The sequence below is a fragment of the Variovorax sp. 01N429 genome (assembly GCF_056399425.1).
This window is the reverse complement of the sequence record NZ_JBFTRG010000003.1, coordinates 351,309-374,577: the sequence shown is the minus strand read 5'-3', so window position 1 is coordinate 374,577 and position 23,269 is coordinate 351,309. Positions and strand designations below refer to the sequence as shown.

Annotated in this window: 21 protein-coding genes; 6 read left to right on the top strand and 15 right to left on the bottom strand. The window is 64.7% G+C overall.

Translation table 11 applies throughout. The features are described 5' to 3' along the window. Window positions 1-15: 15 nt before the first annotated feature. Complete coding sequence (locus tag AC1DSF_RS07815) at window positions 16-840, top strand: undecaprenyl-diphosphate phosphatase (protein WP_478126656.1); 825 nt, start codon at window positions 16-18, stop codon at window positions 838-840. A 132-nt stretch (window positions 841-972) separates the two neighbouring features. On the opposite strand, the gene AC1DSF_RS07810 is transcribed toward AC1DSF_RS07815, so the two are convergent. The 6 genes from AC1DSF_RS07810 to AC1DSF_RS07785 all read right to left on the bottom strand — a co-directional run bounded on the left by AC1DSF_RS07810 (window position 973) and on the right by AC1DSF_RS07785 (window position 7,613). Next, complete coding sequence (locus AC1DSF_RS07810; RefSeq protein WP_478126655.1) at window positions 973-1,785, bottom strand: alpha/beta fold hydrolase; 813 nt, start codon at window positions 1,783-1,785, stop codon at window positions 973-975. Window positions 1,786-1,920: 135 nt separating this feature from the next. Continuing rightward, entirely contained in the window at window positions 1,921-2,760 is an 840-nt protein-coding gene (locus tag AC1DSF_RS07805; protein WP_478126654.1) for a proteasome-type protease, read from the bottom strand. Between the two features lie 33 nt (window positions 2,761-2,793). Next, the gene (mutS, locus tag AC1DSF_RS07800) at window positions 2,794-5,418 is read right to left on the bottom strand and encodes a DNA mismatch repair protein MutS (RefSeq protein ID WP_478126653.1); all 2,625 of its coding nucleotides are present in this window, start codon (window positions 5,416-5,418) and stop codon (window positions 2,794-2,796) included. Between the two features lie 108 nt (window positions 5,419-5,526). Beyond that, window positions 5,527-6,033, bottom strand: coding sequence for a hypothetical protein (locus tag AC1DSF_RS07795; RefSeq protein WP_478182565.1), 507 nt, complete (start codon window positions 6,031-6,033; stop codon window positions 5,527-5,529). Window positions 6,034-6,163: 130 nt separating this feature from the next. Then, complete coding sequence (locus AC1DSF_RS07790) at window positions 6,164-7,021, bottom strand: siderophore-interacting protein (protein ID WP_478126651.1); 858 nt, start codon at window positions 7,019-7,021, stop codon at window positions 6,164-6,166. A gap of 4 nt (window positions 7,022-7,025) precedes the next feature. Next, window positions 7,026-7,613, bottom strand: coding sequence for a PadR family transcriptional regulator (locus AC1DSF_RS07785; RefSeq protein ID WP_478126650.1), 588 nt, complete (start codon window positions 7,611-7,613; stop codon window positions 7,026-7,028). A gap of 236 nt (window positions 7,614-7,849) precedes the next feature. Between AC1DSF_RS07785 and AC1DSF_RS07780 the strand changes: the two genes are divergently transcribed. Continuing rightward, window positions 7,850-8,968 (top strand): acyltransferase family protein, encoded by a 1,119-nt coding sequence (locus tag AC1DSF_RS07780; RefSeq protein WP_478126649.1) that lies wholly within the window; start codon window positions 7,850-7,852, stop codon window positions 8,966-8,968. Window positions 8,969-9,003: 35 nt separating this feature from the next. Here the strand turns inward: AC1DSF_RS07780 and AC1DSF_RS07775 are convergent, their stop codons facing one another. From AC1DSF_RS07775 to AC1DSF_RS07765, 3 genes are read right to left on the bottom strand one after another with little or no spacing between them, the layout of a single operon-like run. Continuing rightward, a complete protein-coding gene (locus AC1DSF_RS07775; protein ID WP_478143353.1) occupies window positions 9,004-10,098 on the bottom strand; it encodes a mechanosensitive ion channel family protein in 1,095 nt (364 codons plus the stop codon). 5 nt (window positions 10,099-10,103) lie between these two features. Further along, a complete protein-coding gene (locus AC1DSF_RS07770; protein WP_478126648.1) occupies window positions 10,104-12,353 on the bottom strand; it encodes an FUSC family protein in 2,250 nt (749 codons plus the stop codon). Then, complete coding sequence (locus AC1DSF_RS07765; RefSeq protein ID WP_478126647.1) at window positions 12,353-13,387, bottom strand: inositol monophosphatase family protein; 1,035 nt, start codon at window positions 13,385-13,387, stop codon at window positions 12,353-12,355. Before AC1DSF_RS07765 ends, AC1DSF_RS07770 begins: the two co-directional genes overlap by 1 nt. Before the next feature lie 148 nt (window positions 13,388-13,535). On the opposite strand from AC1DSF_RS07765, the gene AC1DSF_RS07760 reads away from it, so the two are divergent. Beyond that, on the top strand, window positions 13,536-14,297 hold the full coding sequence (locus AC1DSF_RS07760) for an RNA methyltransferase (protein ID WP_478126646.1): 762 nt from the start codon (window positions 13,536-13,538) through the stop codon (window positions 14,295-14,297). 36 nt (window positions 14,298-14,333) lie between these two features. Further along, the gene (gene cysE / locus AC1DSF_RS07755) at window positions 14,334-15,107 is read left to right on the top strand and encodes a serine O-acetyltransferase (protein ID WP_478126645.1); all 774 of its coding nucleotides are present in this window, start codon (window positions 14,334-14,336) and stop codon (window positions 15,105-15,107) included. Between the two features lie 22 nt (window positions 15,108-15,129). On the opposite strand, the gene AC1DSF_RS07750 is transcribed toward cysE, so the two are convergent. Beyond that, window positions 15,130-16,824 (bottom strand): electron transfer flavoprotein-ubiquinone oxidoreductase, encoded by a 1,695-nt coding sequence (locus tag AC1DSF_RS07750; protein ID WP_478126644.1) that lies wholly within the window; start codon window positions 16,822-16,824, stop codon window positions 15,130-15,132. A 118-nt stretch (window positions 16,825-16,942) separates the two neighbouring features. Between AC1DSF_RS07750 and AC1DSF_RS07745 the strand changes: the two genes are divergently transcribed. Beyond that, window positions 16,943-17,725 (top strand): SDR family oxidoreductase, encoded by a 783-nt coding sequence (locus AC1DSF_RS07745; protein ID WP_478126643.1) that lies wholly within the window; start codon window positions 16,943-16,945, stop codon window positions 17,723-17,725. Window positions 17,726-17,746: 21 nt separating this feature from the next. Here AC1DSF_RS07745 and AC1DSF_RS07740 read toward each other — a convergent pair whose 3' ends face one another. From AC1DSF_RS07740 to AC1DSF_RS07720, 5 genes are read right to left on the bottom strand one after another with little or no spacing between them, the layout of a single operon-like run. After that, entirely contained in the window at window positions 17,747-19,120 is a 1,374-nt protein-coding gene (locus AC1DSF_RS07740) for a sensor histidine kinase (protein ID WP_478126642.1), read from the bottom strand. Next, on the bottom strand, window positions 19,117-19,800 hold the full coding sequence (locus AC1DSF_RS07735) for a response regulator (protein WP_478126756.1): 684 nt from the start codon (window positions 19,798-19,800) through the stop codon (window positions 19,117-19,119). Before AC1DSF_RS07735 ends, AC1DSF_RS07740 begins: the two co-directional genes overlap by 4 nt. A 17-nt stretch (window positions 19,801-19,817) precedes the next feature. Further along, window positions 19,818-20,396, bottom strand: a complete 579-nt coding sequence (locus tag AC1DSF_RS07730; RefSeq protein ID WP_478126641.1) for a peroxidase-related enzyme — start codon at window positions 20,394-20,396, stop codon at window positions 19,818-19,820. Between the two features lie 31 nt (window positions 20,397-20,427). Further along, a complete protein-coding gene (gene eutC / locus AC1DSF_RS07725) occupies window positions 20,428-21,228 on the bottom strand; it encodes an ethanolamine ammonia-lyase subunit EutC (protein ID WP_478126640.1) in 801 nt (266 codons plus the stop codon). Then, entirely contained in the window at window positions 21,225-22,619 is a 1,395-nt protein-coding gene (locus tag AC1DSF_RS07720; RefSeq protein ID WP_478126639.1) for an ethanolamine ammonia-lyase subunit EutB, read from the bottom strand. The genes eutC and AC1DSF_RS07720 overlap by 4 nt, the downstream gene beginning before the upstream one ends. Before the next feature lie 134 nt (window positions 22,620-22,753). Here AC1DSF_RS07720 and AC1DSF_RS07715 point away from each other — a divergent pair, with 134 nt between their 5' ends. Beyond that, window positions 22,754-23,128 (top strand): FKBP-type peptidyl-prolyl cis-trans isomerase, encoded by a 375-nt coding sequence (locus tag AC1DSF_RS07715; RefSeq protein WP_478126755.1) that lies wholly within the window; start codon window positions 22,754-22,756, stop codon window positions 23,126-23,128. The last annotated feature ends 141 nt before the right edge of the window (window positions 23,129-23,269 follow it).

The window sequence follows — 23,269 nt, the reverse complement described above, 5'->3', positions numbered from 1 at the left end:
TTTCAAGGAGCGCGCGTGGATATCGTTTTGCTGGTCAAGGCCGCCATCATGGGCATCGTGGAGGGGCTGACCGAATTTCTTCCCATCTCATCGACCGGCCATCTGATCCTCGCGGGCTCGCTGCTCGGTTTCGACGACGACAAGGCCAAGGTATTCGACATCGCCATCCAGACCGGCGCCATCTTCGCGGTCGTCCTCGTCTACTGGCACAAGATCCACTCGACCATCGTGGCGCTGCCGCGGCAACCCAAGGCGAGGCGCTTTGCACTCAACGTACTGATCGCCTTCCTGCCCGCGGTGGTCCTCGGTTTGTTGTTCGGCAAGGCGATCAAGGCGCATCTGTTCATTCCGATCGTCGTCGCCAGCACTTTCATCATCGGCGGCTTCATCATCCTATGGGCCGAGAAGCGGCCGCCCGGATCGGTGCGCATCGAGAACGTCGACGACATGACGCCATGGGATGCGCTGAAAGTCGGGCTCGTTCAGTGCCTGGCGATGATTCCGGGGACCAGCCGAAGCGGAGCGACCATCATCGGCGGCATGCTGCTGGGGCTCTCGCGCAAGGCGGCGACGGATTTTTCGTTCTTTCTCGCGATTCCGACGCTCATCGGGGCGGCGGTCTACAGCCTCTACAAGGAACGTGCGCTGCTGTCGGCGGCGGACATTCCGTTGTTTGCGGTGGGCCTGGTGTTTTCGTTCATCAGCGCGTGGCTTTGCGTGCGGTGGTTGTTGAGGTACATCAGTACGCACGATTTCGTGCCGTTTGCGTGGTACCGGATCGCTTTCGGGATCGTTGTCCTGGCCACCGCGTGGAGCGGAATGGTGGTCTGGGCTGAATAAGGCTCGCCCCCAGGCTACGCGCACTTCGTGTCGCTTCGCCTACCCCCTACCGGGGGCAACACCGGCGGCCTGGCAAAGCCAGTTCCGCGGTGTTTCTGGAAGGGGGCGGGGCGTGCCGGGGGGCGGCGAGGATTAGGGGAGTAGGTTTCTCAGGGATGCTTCTACTGCGGCGGCGGTGGCTATGGGCTTTTCCATGGGGAAGAGGTGGGACCCGTCCAGCATCATGATGCGGCCCTTGGTGACCTGGTGGGTCATGGTCATGCCTACTCGGCGCATTTCTACGGACTGGCGGCCGCCGATGAAAGCTGCGGGGCACTTGAGGGGATGGGCGCGCAGGAGTGCGCTCAGGTTGTGCGGGATGGTGTCGTAGATGGCGGTTTCGACGTCGCGATCGAAGCTCAAGGCGCGGGCGTCCTCGATGTCGAAGGTGCCGTGCTCGATGTAGTCGCGCAGCACTCGCTCATCCCATTTCGCGAAGGCCTTCTTGCTGCGAAAGTGCTCGAAGACGGCCTCGCGATGCTCCCAGATGTTCTTGCGCTTGCGGCTGATCATGCCGGGCGACACGCTCTTCATGAGCGGCGTGCGCTTCATGAGGTTGATGGTGCCGGCGCGCCATCCGCCGATGATGGGGGAGTCGATGAGCACCACGCCGCGCGCGAGCTCGGGATGTCGCGCGGCGCACATGAGGCTCAGGAAGCCGCCGAGGGAATGGCCGACGAGAAATAACGGTTGCCCGGCCTGCTTCATGCGTTCGCGCGCGAAGTCGGCAAGCTGTTCCACCAGGTGCGGCCAGTTGTCGGTGACGGGATACTTCGAATCGTGGCCGAATTTCTCGATGGCATCGATGTCGAAGCCTCGATTGCGCAGGCTGTCGAGCATCACGCGATAGGTGCTCGCCGGAAAGCTGTTGCCGTGGGAGAAGATGACAGGAGGGAGCATGGGCATCACTGCCGCCGCATCGAGCGCGCGCGGCCAAGACCGGGAACCCCGCGGAACCGGCTTTGCCGGGCCGCAGGGGTTGCCCCCGGAAGGGGGGTGGCGGCCACACGAAGTGGGCAAGCCTGGGGGAGAGCTCTCACCTCAGATCAACTTTTCGTCGGGCGTGGAAATCTTGCGCAGCGCACCGTGCCGCGTGGCCGGCATCTTCAGCGGATGCTCGGTGTAGGCGTCATCCCAGACCGGGTCCTCGATGCTGTCGAAAACTTCGCGCAGCTTCTGTCCCCAGCTGTTGTGCATCATCCGGTAGTAGGGGTTGTCCGCGTCGATGCAGATCACCTTGTCGGTCTGCAACTGGTTGGCCTCGTACACGACGAGGTCGAGCGGCAGTCCCACCGACAGGTTCGACTTCATCGTTGAATCCATCGACACCAGCGCGCACTTGGCGGCTTCGTCGAGCGGGGTGTCGGGTGTGAGCACGCGGTCCAGCACTGGCTTGCCGTATTTCGATTCGCCGACCTGGAAGTAGGGCGTCTCGGTCGTCGCCTCGATGAAATTGCCGGCGGCGTAGACGAGGAATAGGCGCATGCCTTCGCCCTTGATCTGCCCGCCGAAGATAAAGGAGACGTTGAAGTCCAGCCCCGCATGCTTGAGCGCCTCGGCGTCGCGGTCGTACACGTGGCGCACGGCGGAGCCGAGAACGCGGGCCGCATCGAACATGCTCTTGGCGTTCCAGATGGTGATGGGCGTGCCGTCCTCGCCGTCTTCATGGGCTTCGCGCAACTCTTCGATCTGGAGGATTTCGCGTACCGATTGCGAGATGCTCAGGTTGCCGGCCGACAGCAGCACCATGACACGGTCGCCTGGCTTTTCGTAGACGATCATCTTGCGGAAGGTGCTGATGTGATCGACGCCCGCATTGGTGCGCGAATCCGAGAGGAACACCAGTCCGGCGTTGAGTTTGATGCCTACGCAGTAAGTCATGAGATGTTCTTGCACGAAACGGACCACGACGGCCTAGCCGTTTTCGCGCATCTGGAGTTTCTTCAAAGAGTAGAGCGCTTCGAGCGCCTCTCGCGGGCTCATCGCATCGGGATCGATCGCGGTCAGCGCGGATTCTACGGCGCTGATCGTCGGCGCCTCCTCCACCGGAGGGGGGGCAAAAAGGTCGACCTGAGCGCGCGCGTGGGTCTGCTGCGCCTCCAGCGCTTCGAGCGCCTGGCGGGCGTGATTGACCACCGCAGCGGGCATGCCGGCCAAGCGCGCCACCTGGATGCCGTAGCTCTTGCTGGCCGGCCCGGGCTGCATCTCGTGCAGAAAGACGATGTCCCGGCCGGCTTCAGTCGCGCTCACGTGCATGTTGACCGCGCCATGATGGGTCGCCGGGAACTCGGTCAGCTCGAAGTAGTGCGTGGCAAACAGCGTGAATGCGCGCGTGCGGTCATGCAGTTGCGCCGCAATGCCGGCCGCCAGCGCGAGGCCGTCGAAAGTGCTCGTGCCGCGGCCGATCTCGTCCATCAACACGAGCGAATGGGCACTCGCGCCATGCAATATCTGCGCGGCTTCGGTCATCTCGAGCATGAAGGTCGATTGCGCGTTCGCCAGGTCGTCGGCCGCCCCGATGCGCGTGTGAATCGCATCGATGGGGCCGAGTCGGCACGCCTGTGCCGGCACGTGCGAGCCGATCGAAGCCAGCAGCACGATGATCGCCACCTGCCGCATGTAGGTCGATTTGCCGCCCATGTTGGGGCCGGTGATGACCTGCATGCGCTGCTGCGGGCCCAGCCGCGTGTCGTTGGCGATGAATGCGCCTGACGACTTTTCGGCCAACCTCGCTTCGACCACTGGATGTCGTCCCTTCTCGATCTCGATGCACGGGTGCGCGACAAAGCTTGGCGCGCGCCAGTGGAGCGTGTGCGACCGTTCGGCAAGCGTACAGATGGCATCGAGTGTGGCCACGGCAGTGGCGAGCCCCGTCAGATCGGAAACAAAGGGCTGCAGGGCATCCAGCAGTTGCTCGTAGAGCCACTTTTCGCGGGCCAGCGCGCGGTCTTGCGCCGAGAGCGCCTTGTCCTCGAAAGCCTTGAGCTCGGGCGTGATGAAGCGCTCGGCATTCTTCAGCGTCTGGCGGCGACGGTAGTTGTCGGGTACGCGGTCGAGCGCACTCTGTGTGACTTCGATGTAGAAGCCATGCACCCGATTGAATTGCACGCGCAGATTCGTGATGCCCGTGCGTTCGCGTTCGCTGACTTCGAGCTTCAGGAGGAAATCGTCACAGTTCTCGCTGATGGCGCGCAGTTCGTCCAATTCGGCGTCGTGCCCCGTGGCGATCACTCCACCGTCGCGCACCAGCGCGGCCGGCTCGGGGTGGATGGCGGCGACGAGCAATTCGACGCAGCCCGTGGGCGGCGCAAGGCGCGATGCGATTTCGCCGAGCAGCGCTGCCGAAGCGGGCAAGGCGGGAGCAAGCTGCTCGGCCTTGGCGAGCGCCATGCGCAGCGCGACGAGCTCGCGCGGCCGCACCTGGCGCAGCGCGATGCGAGCGGCGATGCGTTCGACATCGCTCGTGTTCTTCAACTGCTCGCGCAAGGTGCGCCAGGGCGCCGCAGTGCTGCCGAAGGGTGCCTCTTGGAGCGCCGCGATGGCGTCCAGGCGCGCCTGCGCATCCGCACGTTCGCGGCGCGGTGCGAGCAGCCATCGCTTCAGCAAGCGGCTGCCCATGCCCGTCATGCAGGTGTCGAGCAGAGAAAACAGTGTGGGCGAGTCTTCGCCGCGCAAGGTCTGCACGAGTTCGAGATTGCGGCGCGTGGTCGGCGGAAGTTCGATCAGATCTCCGTCACGCTCCACCGAAAGCCGCTGCACGTGCGACAGCGCACGTCCCTGCGTGTGTTCGGCAAAGCCCAACAATGCGGCCGCGGCGGCGTGCGCGTTGGTCAGCGACTCGGCGTTCCAGGCGGCCAGATTGGTGCTGCCCATCTGCTCGCACAGCTTGCGCTCGCCAAGGCCGCCGTCGAATTGCCACGCCGGCCGGACAGAAAGCGTGAAAGGCGTGGTGCTGCGCGCGGCCTTCAGCCGGAGTTCGAAGGCGGGCGTGACTTCGGCGCTATAGAGCAGTTCGCTGGGTGCAATGCGGGCGATCCAGGCCTCGAGCGCATCGGCGGGACATTCGGCGAGGCGAAGCTCGGCGCCCGTGACGCTGAGCCACGCCAGACCGCAGAAGTTGCGAGATCCGGCGTGTACCGCGAGCAGCAGCGATTCGCTCTTGTCGTTCAGCAGTTCGGCGTCTGTCAGCGTGCCAGGCGTGACGACGCGGACGACCTTGCGCTCGACAGGGCCCTTGGCCGCGCCGACCTCACCGACTTGTTCGCAGATGGCGACCGATTCGCCAAGCTTGATCAACCGTGCGAGGTAGGCGTCGACCGAATGGAACGGCACGCCGCACATCGTGACGGGTTGCCCGGCAGATTGGCCGCGTTGCGTGAGGGTGATGTCGAGAAGGCGCGACGCCTTTTCCGCGTCGGCATAGAAGAGTTCGTAGAAATCGCCCATCCGGTAGAAGAGGAGGGTCTCGGGATGGTCTGCCTTGAGGCCCAAGTATTGGGTCATCATCGGCGTGTGGGGTGCGGTCGCGGGGAAGTTCATCGAAAGGAAAGCTGCGCGCGGCGATGCGCCGGCAAGTACGCATCATAAGGAACGCCCACCCGGCGCAGCCGTGCGGGACGTCCAATCGAAGCGGGGGTATCCGACCGCTCAATGCTCGCCGCGCCGGCGGCGCGCGACACGCACGGCTTCCACCCACGTGTCGACGTTGAAGCGCTGGCCCGAGTCCGCGATGCGCGCGGACGTGATCCGGTGCAGAGGCAGGCGCCTGATTTCGCCAGGCAGTTCGCAGTGGCCGAGGATGATTTTTTTCTGCAGATCGAGATGGTCGACCTGCATCACGGATTCAACCTTCTTGTCATGCGAATCCATGTAGCGGACGCGAATGCGCGGATGTTCGTCCACCACCGCGTGTTCGCCCTTGCCCTGGATGAACCATTCGGGGAGGGTGTCGGGAACCGAATCGCCCGACGTACTCACGCCGCCACGAACCGTGGGGATCTCGAGGGGAACATGCCCGGAGCGCACCCTGGCTGCTTCGATGCGGCGTTCCGCTTCGCGCCGTCCGGCCAAATGGCGCCAAGCCCACATCACACCGAAGAGCAGCAGTACGCCAGTCAACAATGAAATGAAGAACTGCCACTGCACCATGCTCATGCCCATTCCCCGATCTTTGTCTGGTCTTAGTGCCTAAGTATTCAAAAATCCAAGACAAGAATTTTCGACCCGGACCCTGGCAGCGTCAATCGCTACGCGCCATAGGCCTTTCGTTCAGGGGATGGCCGTATCAATCTTCGTGCGTGTCGTGGGTCGCGACCGCACCGCGGCGCCAGTAGCCTGAGGCCCGGGTCCACTTCGGGTTTGCGCCACGTCCGCCAACCAGGTGCGCGCGAAGGGACTTCGCAGCGCTCGATTCGCACGCCACCCAGGCGTGAAAGTCGCCGTGGGGCAAGGTCAGAGCTCGCAGCGCATCGAGCAGCGGCGTGCCTTCGCCAGGCTCGGCACCGGCGCGATGCACCCAGTGAAGTTCGACAAGGGCTGCCGATTCGAGCGGGATCTCGTCGGCTTTGCCGTCGACTTCCATCAGCACCACAGCGCGCGAACCGGCCGGTAGTTCAGCGAGCCGGCGCGAGATGGCTGGCAGGGCAGTGTCATCGCCAATCAGCAAGTGCCAATCGAATGCGGTCGGAATGATGAAGGACCCGCGCGGACCGCCCACGCCGAGGATGTCCCCGGGCTTTGCGGATTCAGCCCACTGCGTGGCGGGACCGGCGTCGTGCAGGGCGAAGTCGATCTCAAGCGTGCCGGCCGCGGCATCGTGCCTGCGCGGTGTGTAGTCACGCATCATTGGCTTCGGGCCCGGCCACTGTGGGCCATCGGGGCCGATCGTGGGGAGTGTGAGTTGGCCGGTGGTTGCGTCCGGAAAGAAGATTTTCGCATGATCGTCGAAGCCGGGGCTCGCGAAGCCGGTGAGTTCATCCCCGCCGAGGGTCACCCGGATGAGATGGGGTGTCACGCGCTCTACCGACTGCACCTGGAGCTTGCGAAAGCGCAGCTCATGGCGGACGCGGCGAGGAAGTCGATCGGGATGAATGTCGGACGCGGGCGAGTGAGTTGCCCCGGTTGTTTCGGTTGTTTCAGTCATGAGGCTAGATGCGTTCAAGTTGTTGAGCGGCGCCGTCGAGCACTGCGGCGAATTTGTGGGCTTGTTCTTCGGTGAGCGGTTCTCGCGCCAGACGCATGCGCATCGCGAGCTTGAGGTTCTCGAGGGCGCGAACCACTTGCGGCGGCCGCCCCGCGCGCAGTCCGGCGCCGTCGACGCCGCCACTCATGCGAGCCATCATTTCATCGGTCATCGCGCGGTTGGCCCCGAGGAATTCGCGCCCGGCATCGGTGACGCTATAGCGCTTGCGGCCACCGCTGTCGGCGGTGTCGACGTTCACGTAACCCAGCTCCTCCAGTAGCGTGAGCGTCGGGTAGACGGTGCCGGGGCTCGGGCTGTAGCGTCCGCCAAGGCGTTCCTCGATGCCCTTGATCAATTCGTAGCCGTGGCTGGGTTTGTCGGCGATCAGTTGGAGCAGCACGAAGCGCAGACCGCCGTGCCCGAAAACCCTTCCTCCGCCTCGACCGCCGCGCAGGCCGCCATGGTGGTCGTGGCCTTCGAAGCGCCCGCCGCCCAACCCGTCGCCGTGTTCGGCACGCGGCATGCCGTGAAGGAAGTGTCTGATATCTCGCATGGGTGACCTCTGTCTGGTTTATCGAAAGTCTAAAAGATATATCTAAATAGTGTCGAAGTCAATGTTCCGCGAAGGACGATGGACTCGCCTCGGATGGCGCTTTATCTGACGCTGAGCGAGTGGCGCCCACGCGATGCTGGCCGACGGCCGGAGACGGTCCTTCACCTTCAGGACGGCCCCGGGCAGACGCGCCAACTGGCATTCCCCTTCCACCCACATCAAGCCAAGGAGCCTGCATGGCGCCGCTTCCTGAGAAGCGTCTTTTTCATTCGCTCGACGCCGCAAGGGGAGTGGCGGCCATCGCGGTGGTCGTCTACCACAGTCATTTGCTGTTTGGCGCACAGTGGTTTCAAAGTGGCTTTCTCGCCGTTGACTTCTTCTTCGGCTTGAGCGGCTTCGTGATCGCGCACGCGTACGGAAGCAAATTGGTCACCGGACGGATGACCACGCGCGAATTCATGAGGGCCCGCTTCAATCGCCTGTACCCGATGTACCTGCTCGCACTGGCACTGATCGTGCTCACGCTGGTGATCATGTGGGCGCTGTCGATGAATTTGCCGTGGTCTCGGACGGCGCTCGCGGCCAAGCTGCCGTTCGCGGTGCTGATGCTGCCGTCACCTTCGCTGGACCCAGGCGGGTACCTCTATTCGTTCAACGTTCCGGCCTGGTCGATCTTTTTTGAAGTACTGGCCAATTTCCTGTTCGCCGTCTTTTGCCGGCCGCTCATGGACGCCCGGATACGCTGGACGGCAATCGCGGTCTCAGCGTCCATCCTGGTGTTTCAGGTCGCCGTACTCGGCATCGAGCAGGGCGGTGCCACATGGAGCGCCGCAATCGCTGGCATTCCGCGCGTCGTGTTCTCGTTTCTGGTCGGCGTTCAACTCTACGACTGGCACAAGCGCCGCGCGCCTGATGAGGGAGAGGGACGTCGCGCTCGGCAAAGCGCCTGGGCCTGGCTGGCACTCGTGGCTCTGCTGGCCTGCCTGGCGGCTCCCGCTCATCCAGCATTGCAACTCGAGAGCACGTTGCTGATCTTTCCGCTGCTCATCCTGCTGCTGGCCGAGTGCGACCTGCGCCTGTCCATCCCGGGACGGGCCCTGCGCCAGTTGGGTATCGTCTCGTATGCCGTCTACATGCTTCATGCCCCTGTCGGCACTGCCTATGCGGCGCTGACGACTTTCCTTGGCGTTTCACCCGACGGGGAGCCCGCGTGGGCGATTGCGTCGATCGCCTGTCTGATCCTGCTGAGCGTTGTCGCGGACCGGCTGTTCGACCGCCCTGTGCGTGCCTATCTGCAAAAAATCGGAGGTCAACGGTTCATTCGACCTCGCGCTGAAGTTCTGCGCCGGCGCTGAAGAACGACCTCGCGCGGAGCCTGCCGCGCAGCCTGCTAGCGCTCTTCCGGCATCGCCTCGAGCCGATCGCCGGACCGTTCGCGCATCGTGCCGCCGGAATCCTCGATGCGCATCTTCGGCAGGAACTGCGGGTACTCGCGCCGCATGAAATCGATCAGCCCTTCGCGCACCGTGCAGCGCAGGTCAAATGCCAGCGCCGACGATGCAGCGGTGCAGAGCACACGAATCTGCATCGTCCGCTCGGTCGCATCCGTCACGCGCAGGTTGAAGAAGCGCCCATCCCATTCGGGTGCCGCCTTGACGATGCGCTCCACCTCGGCCCGCAGCGGCGCAAGCGGCATGCCGTAGTCGGCATAGACGAAGACGGAGCCCAGCAGTTGCGAACTGTGGCGAGTCCAGTTCTGGAAAGGGTGTTCGATGAAGTAGGTGAGCGGCAGGATGAGGCGCCGGTCGTCCCAGATCCGCAGCACGACAAAGGTGCCGCTGATTTCCTCCACGCGGCCCCATTCGCCTTCGACCACCAGCACGTCGTCGAGCCGAATCGGTTGCGCCAGCGCGATCTGCAGGCCGGCAATGAGATTGCTGAAAACCGGCTTGGCGGCGAGGCCGGCCACGATGCCGATCACGCCCGCCGATGCCAGCAAGCTGGCACCGACCTGTCGCGCGCCCGGAAACGTCATCAGCATGAGCGCCGCGCCGGCCACCAGCAGCACCGAATTCGCGGTGCGCGCCAGTACGCGTGATTGCGTGAGCACGCGCCGCGCTTCCAGGTTGTCCCTCACGTCCGAAGGATGCTGCTTGACCATGCCTTCGGCAAACCCGCTGACCGCCTGGACCGCAAGCCACGTCGCCGCGGCGATCAGCAACAGGCCATTGAGATGCCGGATGTTGCCGATGAAGCGCAGGTCATCGGGCGCCGCCTGCCAAAGCAATTGCAGCCCGATCAGCGGGAGCACGATCTTGGCGATGCGCTTGATGTTGAGCAGCATCGTGTGCAGCACCGGCACGGAGCGGGTCACGCGCTCCAGCACCAGCCCGCCCAAACGATGGGCAATCAGGGCCAACGGCACGATCAGGAGCGCCGCAATCAGGAGGCCGACCCACGGATTGGCGAGCATGTCCTTGGTCATCGTCATCAGGCGGTTTCGGTCTTGGTTCCGGGTTCGTTGTCGGTTTCTTCGAGAGATTGCAGGATACGCGCCGCATCGTCGCGCAATTGCGCGGCGATGCCAGTGGCCATGTCGAGGCGCCGGAACATCCATGGCGTGATGTCGTTCTCGAAAGGATCCGGCAGCGGAATCGGGCCTGCAATCGTGCTTGAAGATGCGCTTTCCGGCATCGCCGGTCCGCCGCTGGGCGCCGAGCCGATGATCGCCTCGATGCGCTGCGCGGTGCGCGCCAGCGGCCCTTCGATGTCGGACAAGGTGAGCCGGTCGCGCCGCAGCACGAGCATCGACTTGACGGCGCTCAGTTGGGCCAGCAACTGGTAGCTGTGCGCTTGAAGGTGTTCGAGCGGCCCGACCGGCGGACGCACCGCGCGGGGTTCGGACAGAGAGCGTTGCGTCGCCTGCACCAGTGCTGAAAGGCTGTCGAAAGCCTCGCGGCGGGCGAGGCGCCATTCGAGTTCGGCGCTGGCGTCGACGGATCGCAACTGCCCGAGGCCAAGCGCCAGGCGTGCATGCCGGGCTTGCGCCGTGAGCACGCGGCTCACGAGTGCGGGCAACTGGTTGCGCTCCCATGAGGGCAGCACATAGCAGAAGGCCCACGCCAGCGCGGCGCCGATCAATGTGTCGGCAACGCGTTCGAACAGCGCGAAAGTCGTGCTGATGCCCACATTGAGCATGTGCGCCTGGATCAGCCCAAGCACCGTCGCCGCGACTGCGGTGATCAGGTAGCGGCGCACCGCAAATCCGTGTGCAATGGCCTGCGCCACCGTCATCGTGAACAGCAGTTCCAGCGGCCCAAGCTGGGCGGAGAGCAGCGCCACCGCAAAGATACAGCCCAGCAGGGTTCCGGCGACGCGGCTGTTGCGCCTGTCCAATGTTTGCGAGAGGCTCCCCCGCAGCACTACCACGATGGTCAGCAGGATCCAGTAGTCGTGTGAGCCCCAGGGCATGGCGAGCGCGACGCCGTAGCCCGCCGCGATGGCGAGCGACGCGCGAATCGCATGGCGCAGCGGCGGGGCGTCCCAACGCCAGAGCGCAAGAAACGGCCGCCACGACCATTCGGTAGGGCTGACGAACACCTGCCAGCTCGCGCGCACCACTGCCAGATCGGGTTCGCGGTCGCCGCGGGCGAGCGCCGACAGTCTCAGTACTTCGTCGTTGATATGGCCGATGCGGCTTGCCAGACCGCGCGCAAGCATGGCGGGCGTGGGACCGGTGTAGCCCTGGTTTGCCAAGGGGTCTTCATCGACCCTAATGCCCGCGAGACGCGCACGCCGGTCGGTCAGTTCAGCCGGTTGGCGGCCCAGCAACAGGGCATCGGCGAGTGCCGCGGTATCGTCGGCCAGCTCCTCGAGGATGCGCCGCATCTCGGCCAGGGCCGGCGCGTGGCTCGGCTGCGAACGGAGCATGTCCAAGTCCAGTTCGCTCGCCAGCAGCATGTCCCGCAATTCGAGCACCGTGATCAGCATGCCGGCCAGCCTTTGCCGGCGCGGCGTGCGCGGAGATTCGAGAACGATGTCGCGTGCAGCCTGCAGCTGGTCGGCGAGCGCCGCCTGTTCCCTCAGCAGTTGCCCAAGCAGCGACGCCGGCACTTCGCGCACGTCGCGCAGCTCGTCCTTGGACGTGAACTGCCGCGCTTCGGTGCGCATGAGAGCGGCGAGCGACAGCAGCAGATCGGCCATCACCTGGACGCGATAGCGTGCGTTCAGCGCCAGGTTCGCCAGCGTCGCGTAGATGACGTAGAGCCCCGCGCCGAATCCGAAGTAGAGCGTGCGCTCCAAGGCCTGGTGCATCCCGGTGGGCGTGGGCGTCGCCATCGAGAAGATCATCGAGAACATCACTGCGATGGCGATCGGGATGCCCCGCTTGCCCCAGGCCATCGCAAGAAATGCGAAGAACGTTGCCGGCACCAGCAACAGGCCCAGCCGGACGGGCGCCGCATGAAGCAGTTGGACGAGGAAGAACAACGGCAAACCGATCAGCGGTGCCGGGAGCATCTGCAGGAATTTGCCGCGCCGCGGGGCGGCGAGGTCGGGAGGTGCGGACACGATCACACCGACGGATGCGGCCGATGCCGCTATCGCCCCCAGCCACAGGTGCACGCCGCCGGAGATCAGAAGGAGGCCCACGGCGACGGAGATTCCGTTCGCGATGTAGTGGCTCAAGGCCACGCGCATTGCTGCGCGGCCTCTGTCGGCGGCGGCGCGCGGCGCCTGCATCACTTCGCGGAAGCGTCGCCCTTGCCGGGTGCGACGGACGCGTCACGGCGGATGCGCGTGAGCTTGCGTTGCGGTGGGGCGGCTTCAGCGGCCGGGTCGGCTGCGGCGCCTTCGCTCGATGGCGCCGCGAACTCGACCGTGCTGCGCGCGTAGGTGTCGGCCTTGGAGGCCGAGGGATCCACGGCACGGATGCGGTCGCTGGCGCGCAACTTGTCGTCCACGCCCGCGAACTTGGAGTATTTGGACAGCAGCGGCACGAGTTGCCCATAGATGCGCGGCGCACCGGCCAGGCATTCGCGTTGATCGAGAAAATTGGGTTCGCCCGTGAAATTGCCGATCAGGCCGCCCGCCTCGGTGACGATCAGCGAGCCTGCCGCGATGTCCCAGATGTTCAGGCCGGTCTCGAAGAAGGCATCGGTGAAGCCCGCGGCCACGTAGGCCAGGTCGAGCGCCGCGGAACCGGGGCGCCGCAGGCCGGCAGCCCGCGGCATCAGGTCGGCCATGATCGCCAGGTACTGCTTGAAATTGTCTCCAGTGCGGAAGGGAAAGCCCGTGGAGATCAGGCATTCGCTGAGCCGCGTGCGCTTGCTGACGCGCAACCGACGGTCGTTGACGAAGGCGCCTCGGCCCCTGGTCGATGTGAAGAGATCGTTGCGCGTCGGGTCGTAGATGACGGCCTGTTCGATCTTGCCCCGGACCGAGAGCGCGATGGAGACGCAGTAGACCGGAAAGCCGTGGATGAAGTTGGTGGTGCCGTCCAGCGGATCGATGATCCAGACGTAGTCCGAATCCTTGGCGCCGTGTTCGGTGCCCGATTCTTCGGCCAGGATGCCGTGCCCCGGGTACGCGGTGAGCAGCGTTTCGATGATGGCGTGCTCGCTCGCGTGGTCGACTTCGGTCACGAAGTCGTTGACCTGCTTTTGGGAGACGCGAACGGCTTCGACGTCGAGCGCGGCGCGATTGATGATGGCGCCGGCGGCGCGGGCGGCCTTGACGGCCACATTGAGCATGGGGTGCAGGTTGGGGGACGACATGAATTGTGTGAAGAACGTTAGAAGGGCGCCCTGTGCGTGTAGCCCCCTGAAATGCGGCCCGGCGATGCGGGCGGCGAGAATCGAGGGATTTTAGCGACTCCTCGCCGTCGTGCCTTGCGTTTGCAGTGGCGGCCCGAATCCAGTCTTCATGCCTACCCGATTCATCCTGATCCAGACCAGCCATGCCGGAAACGTCGGCGCCGCGGCCCGCGCCATGAAGACCATGGGTTTTGGCGACCTCGTGCTGGTCGCGCCCCGATGGGCCAACGTGCTGCGGCGCGAAGAAACCATCCAGCGGGCAAGCGGCGCGCTCGACGTGCTGGCCAACGCGCGCATCGTCGACACGCTCGAAGAGGCGCTGGACGGAGTCACGCACCTGTGCGCAACGGCGATGGTGCCCCGCGACTTCGGACCGCCGACGCGCACGCCGCGCGAGCATCTCGAACCGCTCGCCAGGGACGAGGCGCAGCACGTGGCGTTCCTGTTCGGCTCGGAGCGCTTCGGCATGCGCAACGAGGATGTCTATCGCTGCAATGTCGCCCTCAGTATCCCGACCGACCCGAATTTCGGATCGCTCAACCTCGGCGCGGCGGTCCAGGTGATCGCCTACGAATGGCGTCTTGCGCTGGGCGGCTATGCGGTGCGCGATGCGACTGCACCTGTTCGCGCGGCCGATGCGAAGGCGGTCGCCGGAATGCTCGATCACTGGGAACGTTCGCTCGTCGAGATCGGTTTTCTCGACCCGGAGGCGCCGAAGAAGCTCATGCCGAGGCTGCAGCAGTTGTTCAACCGGGCGCGGCCCACGCCGGAAGAGATCCATATCCTGCGCGGCATCGCCAAAGCCATGGCGGATGCCGCGCATGGGGGGCCCAAGACCCCTTCCGCGGTGCGCGAAGATCCTTCGCTATAGACTGCCTGCCCTCTATCGATATAACAACAACCGAGCATGTTTTCGCGGCTGCGTTCCGACATCCAGTGCATCCTCGACCGCGATCCCGCGGCGCGGACCCGCTGGGAAGTATTGACTCTTTATCCGGGCCTGCACGCGGTCGTGCTTCACCGGTTCGCGCATTGGTTCTGGACCCACGGCTTCAAGTGGGTCGGGCGCTTCATCTCGCAGGGCTCGCGCTGGTTGACCGGCATCGAGATCCATCCTGGCGCGATCGTCGGCAAGCGAGTCTTCTTCGATCATGCGATGGGCGTGGTCGTCGGCGAAACGGCTGAGATCGGCGACGGCTGCACGATCTATCAGGGCGTGACACTGGGCGGCACCTCGCTCTACAAGGGCGCCAAGCGGCATCCGACGCTCGGGCGCAATGTGGTGGTCAGCGCCGGCGCCAAGGTGCTGGGCGGCTTTGTGGTGGGCGATGGCGCCAAGATCGGCAGCAATGCCGTCGTGATCAAGCCGGTCCCCGCCGGCGCGACGGCGGTGGGCATTCCGGCACGGATCATTCCCTCGAAGGCTGGCGAGAGTGCCGATCTTGCCAAGCCTGTGACCAACTTCTCGGCCTATGGCGTCACCCAGGAAGACGATCCGCTCAGCCAGGCAATGAAGGGGCTGATCGACAGCGCGGCGGGCCAGGACCATCAAATCGCCTTGCTTTGGCAGGCCATCGAGGCACTGTCGGCGCAGCCCGGCAAGAAAGACTGCGTCCCTCGCGATGCCGCCAAGGACGAGTGCTTCGAAGCCGAGCGGCTGACTCAGCTGATCGGCAAGTGAATCACCTCATTGAATCGGTGAATCACATCCCCACGTAGTTCGGTCCGCCACCGCCTTCCGGCGTTACCCACACGATGTTCTGCGTCGGATCCTTGATGTCGCAGGTCTTGCAGTGCACGCAATTCTGGGCGTTGATCTGCAGCTTTTCCTTGCCTTCTGAATCGGGCACGAACTCGTAGACCCCGGCCGGGCAGTAGCGCTGTTCGGGGCCGGCGTACTCGGGCAGGTTGATGGTCGTCGGCACCGCCGCGTTCTTCAGCGTCAGGTGCGGGGGCTGGTTCTCTTCATGGTTGGTGTTGCTGATGAACACCGAAGAAAGCCGGTCGAAGGTCAGCTTGCCATCGGGCTTGGGATAGGCGATCTTCTTCGAGGCCGACGCGCGCTTGAGCCGCTCGTTGTCAGCCTGTGTCCGATGAATGGTCCAGGGCACGTTGCCGCGCAGCAGCAAATGCTCGATACCGGTCATGACCGTGCCGACCGCGAGGCCCTTCTTGAACCACTGCTTGAAATTGCGCGCCTTGTGGAGCTCGGTGTGCAGCCAGCTCTTTTCGAAGGCGGCCGGATAGGCCGTGAGTTCGTCATGCTGGCGACCGGAAGTGACCGCCTCGAAAGCAGCTTCTGCGGCCAGCATGCCGGTCTTGATGGCGGCATGACTGCCCTTGATGCGGCTGGCGTTGAGATAGCCGGCATCGCAACCGACCAGCACGCCACCGGGGAACACCGTCTTTGGCAGCGAGAGCAAACCGCCCGCCGTGATCGCACGTGCGCCGTAGCTCAGGCGCTTGGGTGCCTTGAGGCCCTTGTCCTGCCCTTCGAAATACCAGCGGATGTTGGGATGCGTCTTGAAGCGCTGGAATTCCTCGAAGGGGCTCAGGTATGGATTCTGGTAGTCGAGGCCGACCACGTAGCCGATGACGATCTGGTTGTTTTCGGCGTGGTAGAGGAACGAGCCGCCGTAGGTGTCCGAAGGCAGCGGCCACCCGGCGGTGTGCACGGCGAGCCCGGGTTCGTGGCGTGCGGGATCGATCTCCCACAGTTCCTTGATGCCAATGCCGTAGCTTTGCGGATCCTTGCCGGCGTCCAGCTTGTACTTGGAGATGAGTTGGCGGCCCAGATGTCCGCGCGAGCCTTCGGCGAACACGGTGTACTTGCCGAGCAGTTCCATGCCGAGCTGGAAGTTCTCGGTGGGTTCACCGTCCTTTCCGATGCCCATGTTGCCCGTGGCAACGCCGCGGACCTTGCCGTCTTCGGTGTAGAGCACTTCCGCTGCGGGAAAGCCCGGGAATATCTCGACCCCGAGTGCTTCGGCCTGTTGGGCGAGCCAGCGCACCACGTTGCCGAGGCTCACGATGTAGTTGCCATCGTTGTGGAAATTCTTGGGCAGCAGGAAGTTCGGCGTGCGCGTCGCGCCGGTCTCTGTCAGCATCAGGAAGGTGTCCTGAGTGACAGGCTGGTTGAGCGGTGCGCCCAGTTCTTCCCAGTCGGGAATCAATTCATAGAGCGCGCGTGGGTCCATGATCGCGCCCGACAGGATGTGCGCGCCGGGCTCCGAACCCTTTTCAAGCACGACGACCGAGATTTCCTTGCCGTGCAATGCGGCCAATTGCTTCAGACGGATGGCGGTTGAAAGGCCTGCCGGACCAGCGCCGACGACAACCACGTCGTATTCCATGGCTTCGCGGGGGCCAAACTGGGCAAGTATTTCGTCATGCGTCATTTTGTGGGTCTCGTCGATAATGATTCGGGGGTGCGAGGCACCGCTTAGGCCGGACCATTTTATGCGGCGGTTGCGCGGGTCCCGGGCCGTCGCGTCGGCGACTCCAAGAGGATCTTCCATGGCTTACAGCATCGATCTTTCCGGCCGGGTGGCCTTCGTCACGGGTGCGTCCAGCGGACTCGGCGCGCAGTTCTCCAAGACCCTGGCGCGCGCCGGTGCGGCAGTGGTCCTGGCCAGCCGCAGCACCGACAAGCTCAAGGAGCTTCGCGCGCGCATCGAAGGCGAGGGCGGCGACGCCCATGTGGTCGACCTCGACGTCACCGACATCGACAGCATCAAGGCCGCCGTGGCGCGCGCCGAAACCGAAGTCGGCCCGATCGACATCCTGGTCAACAACTCCGGCGTCAGCACCACGCAGCGCCTCCAGGAAGTGTCGAGCAAGGACTACGACTTCATCTTCGACACCAACGTCAAAGGCACTTTCTTCGTCGCGCAGGAGGTGGGCAAGCGCATGCTCGCGCGCGCCAAGGGATCGGCGCCGGGCACCTATATCGGCGGGCGCATCATCAACATCGCTTCGGTCGCCGCGCTCAAGGTGCTGCCTCAGATCGGCGTCTATTGCATGAGCAAGGCGGCCGTGGTGCAGATGACGAAGGCAATGGCGCTCGAATGGGGGCGCTTCGGCATCAACGTCAACGCCCTGTGCCCGGGCTACATCGCGACGGAGCTCAACGAAGAACACTGGGTGACCGATGGCGGCCAGAAGCTCGTGGGCATGCTGCCGCGAAAGCGCGTCGGCAAGCCGGAAGATCTCGACGGATTGATCGTCCTGCTTGCGAGCGGGCAAAGCCATTTCGTCAATGGCGCGGTGATTGCGGCGGACGACGGCTTCGCGCTCTGAGTCCGTTACGCGCTGGTCGGCTCACACCGGCTTCAGGACGATGCGAGCCTCGAAGCCCGTCGTCGCGCCCACGGCCGGTGAACTCAGCTCGAGCCGCCCGCTGAGCTTCTCGACGATGGTTGCGACGATCGACAGGCCCAGTCCGTAGCCTGCATGCCCCAGGTCGTGACGGACATGCCGCTGCCGCAGGGTGCGCAGTTGCTCCGGGCTCACGCCCGGTCCGGCGTCGCGCACGGAAAGCGTGCAGGGCGCCATCACTTCGATGACGACGCGGCCGCGGCCGTACCGCAATGCGTTCTCCACCAGATTGCGCAGCGCGATCGCCAGCGCATCCACGTCGCCGAGCGCGGTGGGCGGCTCCGTGTCGGGCACCTTCAGTGCCAGGCGCTCGTTGGCATCGGCGCTCTGCCAGAACTCCTGTGCCACCGCGCCTGAGAGTTGCACGAGATCGATGCGCTCACGCGCCAGCGAAGCGGCCGATTCGGCTCTTGAAAGCTGCAGCAGCTTTTCGGTGCGGTGGCCGAGCACCTGAAGCGCTTCGAGCGCAGCCAGCACTTCGTCGCGCTGCAAGTCGTGCTCCAGCGCGGTCTGCAGCCGCAATCGGGCGGCGGCAAGCGGTGTGCGCAGCTCGTGCGCCGCATTCGCCGCCAGCGCGCGTTCGACGTCGAGCGATTGCGAGAGCCGTTCGAGCAGCTGATTGACGTGATCACCGACCGCCCGGAGTTCCCTGGGCAGCCCTGGCAGCCGGATCGGCCGCAGGTCGGCCCCGCTGCGCTGCTCGATCTCGGCCGCGAGCATCTCCAGCGCACGCAGTTCGCTCCGCGCCACATTGCGAAGCACCAGCGCCAGCAGCGGCAGAACGGCGCCCAGCGGAATGATCAGCCCGAAGAGCGTGTGGTTGAGTGCCTTCTGCCTTTCGGTCAGCGGATCGGCGACCTGCAGAAACAGCTCGCGCGTCGGATGCCGCACGGTGTAGACCCGCCACGGTCCGATGCTCGCGAAGCCGGGCGTGAGCGGCACATCGAACGAGGTGCCCGTGGCTTCGGCGGATCGCAGAAGAACGCCTTCGTGCAGATCGACCAGTTGGTACTTCACCGCATCGCTCGGAAACATCGTCTGAGGCGCCGCGATCAGCGGCTTCTTCGCGCCGGAATCAGGTTGCTGCCGTTCGCCGAGTTCGTGCAGGGCCATGGCGAATATGCGATGCGAGACCTCCACCAGCTCGTGGTCGAAGTTGTGATTGATCTCGCGATTCACATACCAGACGACGCCCAGCACGCCCATCAGCCAGACGCCGCCGATCCAGACGATGAGCGTGCGCGTCAGCCGGCCCGCGAGCGAATCGCGCTTGCCGGAGGAATCGGCACCGCCCGAAGGCGGAAGCCTGGGGTTCATTCGTCCTCTTCTTCGACTTCAGGCGCAAAGGACAGCCGATAGCCCAGGCCGCGAAGCGTCTGGATGTGGCTGCGGCCGAGCTTGCGTCGCAGACGGCTGATGAACACCTCCAGCGTATTGCTGTCGGCCTCGTCGCCAAAGCCATAGAGTGCGTCGGCGAGGTTGTCGCGCGTGTGAATGCGATCGGGCCGGGTGGCCATCACGCGCAGCAGCGCCCATTCCTTCTGCGTCAGCAGGACGGGCATTCCGTCCTTGAGGACCAAGTCGCGGGCGAGATCGATCTCCAGCGTGCCGAGCCGCACCACCGGCGAGCTGCTCGTGCTGCGCCGGCGTTCGACCGCCCGCAGTCGCGCGAGCAGTTCCGCGGGATCGTAGGGCTTGATGAGGTAGTCGTCCGCGCCGGCGTCGAGGCCGCGGATCCGATCCGTCACCTGGTCGCGCGCCGTCAACACGATCACGATGGGACGGTCGCGCAACGCACGAACATTGGGCAGCAGCGAAAGCCCGTCCCCATCCGGCAGATGCAGGTCGAGCAGAACCGCTGCGTACTGCACTGTCAGCAGCGCGGCGCGTGCTTGCGCAAGTCCGGGCGCGACATCGACGATGAACGCCTTCGCCACGAGGTAGCTGCAGACGGCATCCGCGAGGGCCGAGTCATCTTCAACCAGCAATATGCGCACTTCGCTGTCCCCTCGATTCACTTCTTGTCACGTGGCAGCCGGCCCATCAGGTAGAACTCCGGATTCGGCTGCATGCCGCTGAAGCTTGCCATCCGGTTTGAAAGACCAAAGAACGCGGTGATTGCGGCAATGTCCCAGATGTCTTCGTCGCTGAAGCCGTGCGCGTGCAACGGCGGAAAGTCGCTGTCGCCGATCTCGTGCGAATGCTCGCAGACCTTCATCGCGAATTCGAGCATCGCGTACTGGCGCGGTGTGATGTCCGCCTTGCGCCAGTTGACTGCGACCTGATCGGCCACCAGCGGCTTCTTCTCGTAGATGCGCAACAGCGCGCCGTGCGCCACCACGCAATAGAGGCACCGGTTGGCCGCACTCGTCGCGGTCACGATCATTTCGCGGTCGCCTTTGGTGAGCGAGCCTTCTTCTTTGAGCATCAATGCGTCGTGATAGGCGAAGAAGGCGCGCCACTCGGCCGGGCGGCGAGCGAGCGCGAGGAACACGTTGGGTACGAAGCCGGCCTTTTCCTGCACTTGGAGAATCGAGGCGCGAATGTCGTCGGGCAAATCCTTGAGTTCGGCCAGCGGATAGCGTTGGGTCATGAGGTCTCCTGATAGGCTGGTATGAGGCTCATCATAAGGAGCTACCGAGCGCTCCCGGATGGCCGTCCGCGTCGAGCACCGCCAGGTGGCTTTCATCCTTCAACCCGATGCCCGTCAGGCCGCGTCGCAATGACTCGCGCACCAGCCAGGCCAGCTTGTTCGCAGCCGCGCCGTAGGCGAGGCCCTCGGGACGTATGTTCGAAATGCAATTGCGCTCGGCGTCGTTGCGCCCGCGGCGGGGTGCGTGCGTGATGTAGGCCCCGAGGCTGTCGGGCGAACTGAGGCCCGGGCGCTCGCCGATCAGCATGATTGACAACCGGGCGCCGAGCGCTTCAGCGATCTCGTCCGCCAGGGCCACGCGCGCCTGCGACGCAATCACCACGGGCGTGAGGGTGAGGCCTTTGGGCAACTGCTGCAACTGCTGCCGGAACGCAGTCACCAGCGGCACGGCATGCCGATCGACCGCGAGCGAAGACAAGCCGTCGCCAATGACGATGCAGATGTCCTTCGGCGTCCCGGCCATGGCGCGCATGCGCGATGCGTCGTCGTCTTCGAGCTGCCGGCCGAGATCGGGGCGGCGCAGATAGGTCGTGCGATCGGCCGCGCGGCTTCGGACTTGGGCGGTTTCCCAACCCTGCGCATTCAACGATGCCGCGAGCGCATTGGTGTCGAGCTCGGCGTGAATGGCGTCGCGCGCCATCGCGTGCGCCCATCCGAAGCGCAGTATTTCGTCGGTCGGCATGCCCGCCCCGGCTCGGCCGAGCGCAATGCGCGCTGGCGTCGCCTTGCGCCAATCGCTCCACGGGCTGGGGCTGACGAGGTCGTTCGTCATCGGCCGAGAGCGCTCAAGGCGCGCATGTCGGTGAGCAGGTGGTTGGAAGAGGGCGGCAGGAGCCGGCCGGCCATGTCCGTGATCTGCATGCGCTCGAGCCAGGCTTCGAACTCCGGTGCGCGCTTCAAGCCCATCGTCTCGCGCATGAACAACGCGTCGTGAAACGAAGTGCTCTGGTAGTTGAGCATCACGTCATCCGCACCCGGCACGCCCATGATGAAGTTGATGCCCGCGGTACCGAGCAGCACCAGCAGCGTGTCCATGTCGTCCTGGTCGGCTTCCGCGTGGTTGGTGTAGCAGACGTCGCAACCCAGGGGCAGGCCGAGCAGCTTGCCGCAGAAGTGATCCTCCAGGCCCGCGCGGACGATCTGCTTGCCGTCGTAGAGATATTCAGGCCCGATGAAGCCGACGACGGTGTTGATCAGCAGCGGCTTGTAGCGCCGCGCGAGCGCATAGGCGCGGGCTTCGCAGGTCTGCTGGTCGACGCCGAAGTTGGCATTGGCCGACAGGGCGCTGCCCTGGCCGGTCTCGAAGTACATCACGTTGTCTCCGATCGTTCCGCGCTTCGTTGCCAATGCGGCGGCGTACGCCTCGTCGAGAAGTTCGGGCGTCACACCGAAAGATCGATTGGTTTTCTCGGTGCCGCCGATCGACTGGAACACCAGATCGACCGGGCCGCCCGATTCGATCAGCTTCAACGCGTGGGTGACATGCGTCAGCACGCAGCTCTGGGTCGGAATCTCGAAGCGCTGGATCACCTCATCCAGCATCCGCAACAGGTCTCCGAGCACCTGCATGCTGTCCGATGCCGGATTGATGCCGATCACCGCATCGCCCGCGCCCATGAGCAGGCCGTCGAGCGTGGATGCGGCCACCCCCTGCAGATCGTCGGTCGGATGATTGGGCTGCAGCCGCACCGAGAGATGGCCGGGCAGGCCGATCGTGTCGCGGAACCGCGTTATCACGCTGCACTTGCGCGCGACCGCGACGAGATCCTGGTTGCGCATGAGCTTGGACGCCGCGGCCACCATCTCTGGTGTGAGTCCCGGCGCGAGCGCAGTCAATGTCTCGGTGCTCGCCTGTTCGGACAAGAGCCAGTTGCGAAAGTCGCCCACCGTGAGGTGCGACACCGGCGCAAAGGCCTGGGCGTCGTGCTCGTCGATGATGATCCGCGTGATGTTGTCGTCCTCATAAGGCACCAGCGCTTCCGTGAGGAACTGCTTGAGCGGTGTCTCGGCCAGCACATGGCGTGCGGCCATGCGCTGCTGAGCCGTGGCTGCGGCGATCTGGGCGAGATAGTCCCCGGAGCGCGCCGGACTCGCGAACGCCATGACCTGCTTCAAGTCGATGAACTCGAAGACCTGCGAATCGATGGTGGTTCGGTAGCGCATGAGCGTCGGTGAGAAGGTGAGAAGGCCCGAAGGCAGTGCCGAATGGACTCGGCCACCCGGCAATAATGGGCCCGTTCATTCATTCGACCAAGGGGTAAATCGTGCGATCCATTCTTGTTGCAGCCGCTGTTTCGATGTTCGTCCTGCCGTCAGCCTTTGCGCAGTCGGCGCCCGTCACCAAGCCGAGCGGCCTCATCTTCCAGTCGCTGGTCGACGGCAAGGGAGCCTCGCCCGCCGCCACCGATGTCGTGAAAGTCAACTACCGCGGCACCTTCCCCGACGGCAAGGAATTCGACAGCTCCTACAAGCGCGGCGAGGCTGCCGAATTTCCCCTGAATGGCGTAATCCCCTGCTGGACCGAAGGCGTCCAGCTCATGAAAGTCGGCGGCAAAGCCAAGCTGACCTGCCCACCCGCCATCGCCTACGGCACCCGCGGCGCAGGCGGCGTCATCCCCCCCAACGCCACCCTCGACTTCGAGATCGAACTGATCTCGATCAAAGGCAAGTAACCGAAACAGCTCCGGCCTCGTCCCGGCCTCCATTCCCTTGCCAGAAATACCGCGGAACCGGCTCAGCCGGGCCGCTGGTATTGCCCCCGGTCAGGGGGTAGGCGAAGCGACACGAAGTGCGCGAAGCCTGGGGGCGAGCAA